General features: G+C 65.0%; 5 protein-coding genes. 1 reads left to right on the forward strand and 4 read right to left on the reverse strand.

Translation table 11 applies throughout. The features are described 5' to 3' along the window. A partial coding sequence (locus VN419_RS10365) for a DNA translocase FtsK (RefSeq protein ID WP_325647154.1) occupies window positions 1-598 on the forward strand: 598 nt, incomplete at its 5' end. A 94-nt stretch (window positions 599-692) separates the two neighbouring features. On the opposite strand, the gene VN419_RS10370 is transcribed toward VN419_RS10365, so the two are convergent. The 4 genes from VN419_RS10370 to VN419_RS10385 form a co-directional block, all read right to left on the reverse strand. Beyond that, the gene (locus tag VN419_RS10370) at window positions 693-2,165 is read right to left on the reverse strand and encodes an efflux transporter outer membrane subunit (protein WP_325647155.1); all 1,473 of its coding nucleotides are present in this window, start codon (window positions 2,163-2,165) and stop codon (window positions 693-695) included. Next, entirely contained in the window at window positions 2,165-5,392 is a 3,228-nt protein-coding gene (locus VN419_RS10375; protein WP_325647156.1) for an efflux RND transporter permease subunit, read from the reverse strand. The genes VN419_RS10370 and VN419_RS10375 overlap by 1 nt, the downstream gene beginning before the upstream one ends. A 21-nt stretch (window positions 5,393-5,413) precedes the next feature. Continuing rightward, on the reverse strand, window positions 5,414-6,988 hold the full coding sequence (locus tag VN419_RS10380; protein ID WP_325647157.1) for an efflux RND transporter periplasmic adaptor subunit: 1,575 nt from the start codon (window positions 6,986-6,988) through the stop codon (window positions 5,414-5,416). 54 nt (window positions 6,989-7,042) lie between these two features. After that, the coding region (locus tag VN419_RS10385; RefSeq protein WP_325647158.1) for a TetR/AcrR family transcriptional regulator at window positions 7,043-7,698 on the reverse strand (656 nt) is incomplete at its 5' end.

The raw sequence follows: 7,698 nt of genomic DNA on the forward strand, positions 1-7,698 counted from the left end.
AAACTGCATCGTGCGCTTGGCGCAGCTGGCGCGCGCCTCGGGCATCCACATGATCCTGGCCACCCAGCGCCCCAGCGTGGACGTGGTCACCGGGCTCATCAAGGCGAACTTTCCCACGCGCATCTCCTTTCAGGTCACCAGCCGCCACGATTCGCGCACCATTCTGGACACCGTGGGCGCGGAGCGCCTGCTGGGCAAGGGCGACATGCTCTACAAGTCCGGCGGGTCCAAGCTCAAGCGCATGCACGGGGCCTATGTGGACGAGGTGGAGATCGAGGCCGTGGTGGCCTACTGGAAGGCCAAGCAGCCCCAGCAGTTCGATCTGGACTTCACCGAATGGCGCAAGGAGGGCGAGGCGGCCCCTGGCGGCGGCCCCGGCAGCGAGGGCGGCAGCGGCGTGGCCGACGACCCCATGTACTCCGAGGCCGTGGAGTTCGTCACCGGCCAGGGCAAGGCGTCCATCTCCCTCATCCAGCGCCGCTTCCGCATCGGCTTCAACCGTGCAGCGCGCTACATTGAACAGATGGAGGCCGACGGCCTGCTCGGCGCGCCGGACGGCAGCAAGCCTCGCGTGGTCCTCGGCAAGGGGCGCGACTAGTTCGCACGCCTTGCTTTCCCACAGACAAAAGAAAAGCCCCGGCGATGCGCATCGCCGGGGCTTTTTGTGTTGTGCGGGAGCTGGGCGGCCTGGGCTACTTGGCCTGAGCCAGTTTCTTTTCTTCTGCTGCCTTTTCCGCAGCCTGGGCCTGTTCGCTGTCCCAGCCGCCGCCAAGAGCCTTGTACAGGGTGAGGGTGTTGGCCAGGCGCGAGAGCCGCGCGCTGATGAGGTTCTGCCGCGAGGAGGCGAAGGAGCGCTGCGAGTCGAGCTTTGACAGGTAGGAGTCCACGCCGTTCTCGTAGCGCAGGGTGGAGAGCTCGTAGCTTTTGCCCGTGGCCTTGACCAGAGAGGACTGCGCCGAGACCTGGGTCTCCAGCGAGGCGCTTTGGGCCAGGGCGTCGGAGACCTCCTTGAAGGCCGTCTGCACGGTCTTTTCATACTGCGCCACCATGATGTCCCGTTCGGCTTCAGAAGCCTTGACCCCGGCGCGGATGGCACCGGCATGGAAGATGGGCACAGTGAGCTGCGGAACAAAGGACCAGGCGCCGGCCGGGGAGTTGAACAGGTCTCTCACCTCATTGCTGGCGAAGCCCACGCTTGAAGTGATGCCGATGGAGGGGAAGTACTTGGCGCGCGCGGCTCCGATGTCGGCGTTGGCGGCCTTGAGCTGATGCTCGGCGGCCAGCACGTCGGGCCTGCGGGTCAGCACCTCGGAGGGCAGGCCTGCGGGCACGGGGTTCAAGGGGGCCACGTCCGCCAGGGATTTGGCGGGCAGGAGTTCCGCCGAAAGGGGCATGCCCACCAGCACGGACAGGGTGTTTTCGTCGGAAGTCACCTTGGCGGTGTAGGTGGCCACGTTGACCTTGGCGGTATCCACGGTGGTCTGCGCCTGGGAGAGGTCGAGCTCGTTGGCCACGCCGAAGTTGAAGCGCTGCTGCACGATATCATACGACGCCAGTTCGGTGTCCAGGATCTCCTGGGCCAGCGTCAGCTGTTCGCGGTCCGCCGCCAGGGTCAGGTAGGCCGTGGCCACCTCGGCCACCAGGGAGAGTTCCACGCTGCGGCGCGAGGCTTCCGTGGCCAAGAAGTTCTCCAGGGCCTCGTCCTTCAAGCTTTGGATGCGGCCAAAGAGGTCCAGCTCAAAGGAGCTGAAACCCAGGCCCACGCTGTAGGTGCGGCTGGTGACGGCCACGCCCGTGCCAGAGAGCTTGGCCGGGGTGCGCTGCATGTTCGCCCCGCCCGTGGCGTCGATCTTGGGCAAGAGGTCTGCGCGCTGGATCTGGTACTGCGCCTGGGCCTTTTCGATCTTCAGGGCGGCTACGCGCAGGTCGCGATTGTTGATGAGGGCCAGCTCCACAAGGCGTTTGGTGGGCTCGTCGGCGATGATCTGCCGCCAGTCCTGCGCCTTGACGCCGGGAGTCGCTTTCGCTCCCGCGCCGCTGGTCCAGTCGCCCGGCAGGACCGGGCTTGGCTGAGTGTATTTCGGGGCCATGGTGCAGCCGCCGGCGAACACCGGGAGCAGGGCGGCCAGGCAGGCCGCAGCCAGAGCATGTCGCTTGGAGCGCATTACTTCACCTCGCGGGAGTTGTCGTCGCCGGGGGCGGCGTCGTTGGCGGTCTGGTCCGTGTTCTCGTCTACTATGGTTGCTTCCAGGGGGGCGTCCGCGACGGTCGCGGGCACCTGCTTGTTCTTGCGCATGGCGAAACGGTACACGATGACGAAGAACACCGGAACGAAGTAGATGCCGAGGAAGGTCGCCGCGAGCATGCCGCCGATGACGCCGGTACCGATGGCGCGCTGGCTGCCGGAGCCTGCGCCGGTGCTGATGGCCAGGGGCAGCACGCCCAGGATGAAGGCCAGGGAGGTCATGAGGATGGGCCGCAGGCGCAAGCGCGAGGCTTCCATGGTCGCCTCCAGCAGTCCGTAGCCCTTTTCCACAAGGTCTTTGGCGAACTCCACGATGAGAATGGCGTTTTTGGCGGCCAGGCCGATGGTGGTGAGCAAGCCCACCTGGAAGTAGACGTCGTTGGTCAGTCCGCGGGCGATGGTGGCGAGCACCGCGCCCACAACGCCGAGCGGCACCACGAGCATGACCGCCGTGGGCACGGACCAGGACTCGTACAGCGCGGCAAGGCACAGGAAGACCACAAGGATGGAGATGGCATATAGCGCCGGAGCCTGGGAGCCGCTCATGCGCTCCTGGTAGGACAGGCCGGTCCATTCAAGGCCGATGCCCGCAGGCAGCTGCGCCGCGATCTCCTCAATGGCCGCCATGGCGTGGCCGGAGCTTAAGCCCGGGGCGGGCATGCCCAGCACTTCGACGGCGGACATGCCGTTGTAGCGCTCAAGGCGCGGTGAGCCATAGGTCCAGCGGCCGGAGGAGAAGGCGCCGAAGGGCACCATGTCGCCCTTGGTGTTGCGCACGTACCAGAGGTTGATGTCCTCGGGCATCATGCGGAAGGGCGCGTCGCCCTGCATGTAGACCTTTTTCACGCGGCCACGGTCGATGAAGTCGTTGACGTAGCTGCCGCCGAGCACGGTGGACAGGGTGTCGTTGATCGCCGCCTGGGACAGGCCGAAGGCACCCGCACGGGCTTGGTCGATGTCGATCTGGTACTGGGGCGTGTCCTCCATGCCGTTGGGGCGCACGGCCATAAGGGAGGGATTCTTTGCCGCCATGCCCAGAAGCTGGTTGCGCGCCTGCATCAGGGCCGCATGGCCAAGGCCTGCGCGGTCCTGAAGGAACAGGTCGAAACCGGAGGCGTTGCCGAGTTCCATGACCGCCGGGGGCAGGAAGGCGTATACGTTGGCGCTCTTGATCTGCGAGAAGGCCATCATGGCCCGGCCCGCCACGGCCTTGGCGCTGGCCGCCTCGCCCTTGCGCTCGTCCCATGGCTTGAGCTGGATGAAGGCCAGACCGGCGTTCTGTCCGCGCCCGGCGAAGCTGAAGCCCGCAACCGTGAACAGCGAACTGACGGTCTGCTTCTCGTTTTCCAGGAAGTGGTGCTCCATCTGCTGCAGCACCTCGAGGGTGCGCTCCTGCGGAGCGCCCGCGGGGAGCTGGACCAAGCTGAAGATGACGCCCTGGTCTTCCTCGGGCAGGAACGAGGTCGGCAAGCGCATGAACAGCACTCCCAGAGCCACGAGGATGCCGAGGTACACCAGCATGACGCGCTTGGGCCGCGTCAGCAGGCCGGAAACGCCGTTGCGGTAGCGGGTGCTGCCCTTGTCGAACAGGCGGTTGAAGGTGCCGAAGAAGCCGTGCTGGGTGTGCGTGTGGTGCTCACCCTTGTGGATGGGCTTGAGGAAGGTGGCGCACAGGGCCGGGGTGAGCACGATGGCCACGAGGACCGACAGGGCCATGGCCGAGACGATGGTCAGCGAAAACTGACGGTAGATAACGCCCGAGGAGCCGCTGATGAAGGCCATGGGGATGAACACCGCGGAAAGGACCAGGGCGATGCCCACCAGCGCGCCGGTGATCTGGCCCATGGATTTCTTCGTGGCCTCTTTTGGCGAAAGCCCTTCCTCGGTCATGATGCGTTCGACGTTTTCCACGACGACGATTGCGTCGTCGACGAGTAGACCGATGGCCAGCACGATGCCGAACATGGTCAGCGTGTTGATGGAGAAGCCGAAGGCCGCCAGGGCTCCGAAGGTGCCCAGGAGCACCACCGGCACCGCGATGGTGGGGATGATGGTGGCCCGCATATTCTGCAGGAACAGGTACATGACCAGGAAGACCAGGATGATGGCCTCGGCCAGGGTCTTGATTACTTCCTCGATGCTGACGCGCACGAAGGGCGTGGTGTCGTACGGGAAGACGATGCGCATGCCTGTCGGGAAGGTCTTGGAGAGTTCGTCGACGGAGGTGCGCACGCCCTTGACTGTTTCCAGCGCGTTGGCGCCCGTGGCCAGCTTGATGGCGATGCCTGTGGAGGGCTTGCCGTTGAAGTGCGAGACCGTATCGTAGGACTCGCTGCCGAGCTCCACGCGGGCCACGTCTTTCAGGCGCACGGTGGAGCCGTCCTGGTTGGTGCGCAGGATGATCTTCTCGAACTGGTCCACGGATTCGAGGCGGGTCTGCGAGAGGATGGTGAAGCTCATCTGCTGGCCGGGCTGGGCGGGGGTGCCGCCAATCTGGCCTGCGGAGATCTGCGCGTTCTGCGCCACGATGGACGCGGACACGTCAGAGGGCATGAGCTTGTAGTTGTTCAGCTTGTTCGGGTCGAGCCAGACGCGCATGGCGTACTGTGCGCCGAAGACGCTGGCCTCGCCCACGCCGTTGACTCGGCTGATGGGGTCGAGCAGGTAGGCCGAGGCATAGTCGCTCAAGTCCCTGCCGTTCATCTTCGGGTCGTCGGAAACCAGCGCCACGATCATGAGGAAGCTGGTGGCGCTCTTGTTCACGGTGATGCCCTGGCGCTGCACGGCCTCCGGAAGAAGGGGCGTGGCCAGGGCGAGCTTGTTCTGCACCTGCACCTGGGCGATGTCCGCGTCCGTGTTCGAGTCGAAGGTCAGGGTGATGGCCACCTGGCCCGTGGCGTCGCTTGTGGCGGACATGTAGCGCAGGTTGTCGATGCCCTTCATCTTTTGTTCGATGACCTGGGTGACGGTGTCTTCGACGGTCTTGGAGGATGCGCCGGGATACGCCGCACTGATGGTGACAGTGGTGGGCGCGATTTTAGGATATTGCGAGATGGGCAGCTTCAGGATGGAAAGCGCGCCCGCAAGCATGATGATGATGGCGATGACCCAGGCGAAAACCGGGCGATCGATGAAGAACTTGGCCATGATATAAGCTCCCGGTCCCTGCTACTGCGCGGGCGTGGGTTCAGACTTCTGATCGGAGGCCGACGCCCCGACGGAACCGGGCCAGGGCTGGTCCTTGGGCGGAGAGTAGACGATGCTTCTCTTGTCGGTCGGAACCTTGCCCTTGGGCTCGTCCTTCATCACTTCCTTCATGACTTCCTTCATGCCGGCGCGCGCCGGAGCGGCCTTTTCTGCCGGGACGGACGTCTGAGGCTTTTCGGCCTTGGCGGCGACAGGGGCAGGAGACGCTGTCGCGGCAGGCTTTGCGGCCTTTGGCGCAGCGTCGGCCTTGGGAGCCGCTTCGGGTTTGGCCGCTTCAGGTTTGGCGGCTTCGGGCTTGGCGGCAGGCTGCTGGGCGGCTTCCGGTGCAGGGGCCTGCGCGGTGGCGTTGGCGGCCTGACCGGCCTGGCCAGCAGGGGCGGCGGGTGCGGCCTGGCCGGCTTCCACGGCCTTGGCCTTGCCGCCGGGCTTCACCTTCTGCAGACCGTCCACGATGACGCGGTCCCCCGCAGCGAGGCCTTCGGAAACCAGCCATTTGTCTCCCACCACACGGACGACGCTGATCTGGCGAACCTCGACCACTCCGTCGGCCTTGACCACCATGACCTGAGCGAGACCGCGGCTGTCGCGGCTCACCGCGGCCTGCGGCACCACGATGGCGTTTTCCTCGACGCCTTCCTCAAGCACGGCGCGCACGTAGAGGCCGGGCATCAGTTCCTGGCGGGCGTTGGGGAACAGGGCGCGCAGAGTGATGACGCCGGTGGTCTGGTCGACCGTGATGTCGGAGAACTGCAGGGAGCCTTCGGTGCCGTAGGGCGTGCCGTCCTCGAACAAGAGCTTCACCTTGGCCCCGCCCGTGCCGGTCTTTTTGAGTTTGCCGCTGGCGAGATCGCGCTTCATGCGCAGCACTTCGGAGCTGGACTGGGTGACATCCACATACATGGGGTCGGTCTGCTGCACCGTGGCCAACGCGGTGGCCTGGCTGGCGGTGACCAGGGCGCCGGGGGTGACGCTGGACTTGCCGATGCGTCCGGAGATGGGCGAAGTGACGCGGGTGTAGGAAAGGTTGATGCGTGCGGTCTCAAGGGCGGCCTTGGCGGCGATGACGTCGGCCTCGGTCTGGCGCTTGGCGGCCTGGGCGTCGTCGTTGTCCTGCTGGCTCACGGCATTGACCTTGGTCAGGTTGCCGTAGCGGTCGCCCTTGAGGCGCGCGGGCACGGCATTGGCCTCCGCCTTGGCCAGGGTGGCCTTGGCGTTGTCGTAGGCGGCCTGATAGGTGGCCGGGTCGATCTGATAGAGCACCTCGCCGAGCTTCACCTCGGAGCCTTCCTTGAACAGGCGTTTCTGGATGATGCCGCCCACCTGGGGGCGCACATCCGAAACCTGATAGGCCGAGGTGCGGCCCGCCAGCACTGTGGTCAGGGTCACGGTTTCGGGCTTGATGGTGACGACCGTGACTTCCGGCTCACCGGCCTGCGGAGGGCCGCCAGCCTGCTTGCTTTGGCCGCAGCCGGGCAAGGCGACCAGAAGTGCGGCGAAGAGAAGCAGGGAGCGCGGGAAAGAGGTACTGATTCGCATTTGTGTGTCCTGATCTTGTGTTGAAGTGCTGGGGGGCCAACCGGGCGGCTATCGTTACTGGGCGGTGCGGATGCGCTCTATGCCGCCCAGGGAGAATTGCATGATAAAATCGGTAATATGCTCAATGTTGCTGGCCTTGAGAGTCAGGTCCGGGCTCATGCGGCTGATGGCCTCTTTTGCATAGTCGAACAGTACGCACTGGCCGATGATGCTTGAGGCGCATCGGGAAACCGTGGCCTCGTCGGCACCTGGCACCATCTGCCGCACGATGTCGAGCAGCAGGTTGTGCGTGGGGCGGCAATGCCGCTCAAAGATCTCGCCGAAAAATTGCGACGGCTCTATGAACTCCTGCGTCAGCAGTTTGCCCAGGCGCTCGTTTTCCGGGGTGCCGTCGCCCAGGGTCTGCAACAGAAAGCTGCGGACATAGGCGCGCAGGCGCTCTGTTGGCGGACTCTGCTCGGAAACGCCGAGGTCGCGCGGGTTGCGCCTGTTCTCATGCTCCAAATAGTCCTGCAGCACCGAGACGTAGAGCTTTTCCTTGCCGCCGAAATGATAGTTCACGGAAGCTACGTTGGCTCCGGCCAGGGTGCATATGTCGCGGACGGTGGCGTTTTTAAGCCCGTTTTCCGCAAAAACCTTGCGGCCAGCCTGCAATAACCGGGCCTTGGTTCCGGTTTCCGGGGGTGAAGCCATCGGATACTCCTTCATGC

This window comes from Humidesulfovibrio sp., assembly GCF_035560995.1.
Lineage (GTDB): Bacteria > Desulfobacterota > Desulfovibrionia > Desulfovibrionales > Desulfovibrionaceae > Humidesulfovibrio.

Bases quoted from the DNA above. Each gene is read 5' to 3' on its own strand.
- VN419_RS10370 (WP_325647155.1), bottom strand. From the start codon at position 2,165: ATGCGCTCCAAGCGACATGCTCTGGCTGCGGCCTGCCTGGCCGCCCTG.
- VN419_RS10375 (WP_325647156.1), bottom strand. From the start codon at position 5,392: ATGGCCAAGTTCTTCATCGATCGCCCGGTTTTCGCCTGGGTCATCGCC.
- VN419_RS10380 (WP_325647157.1), bottom strand. From the start codon at position 6,988: ATGCGAATCAGTACCTCTTTCCCGCGCTCCCTGCTTCTCTTCGCCGCA.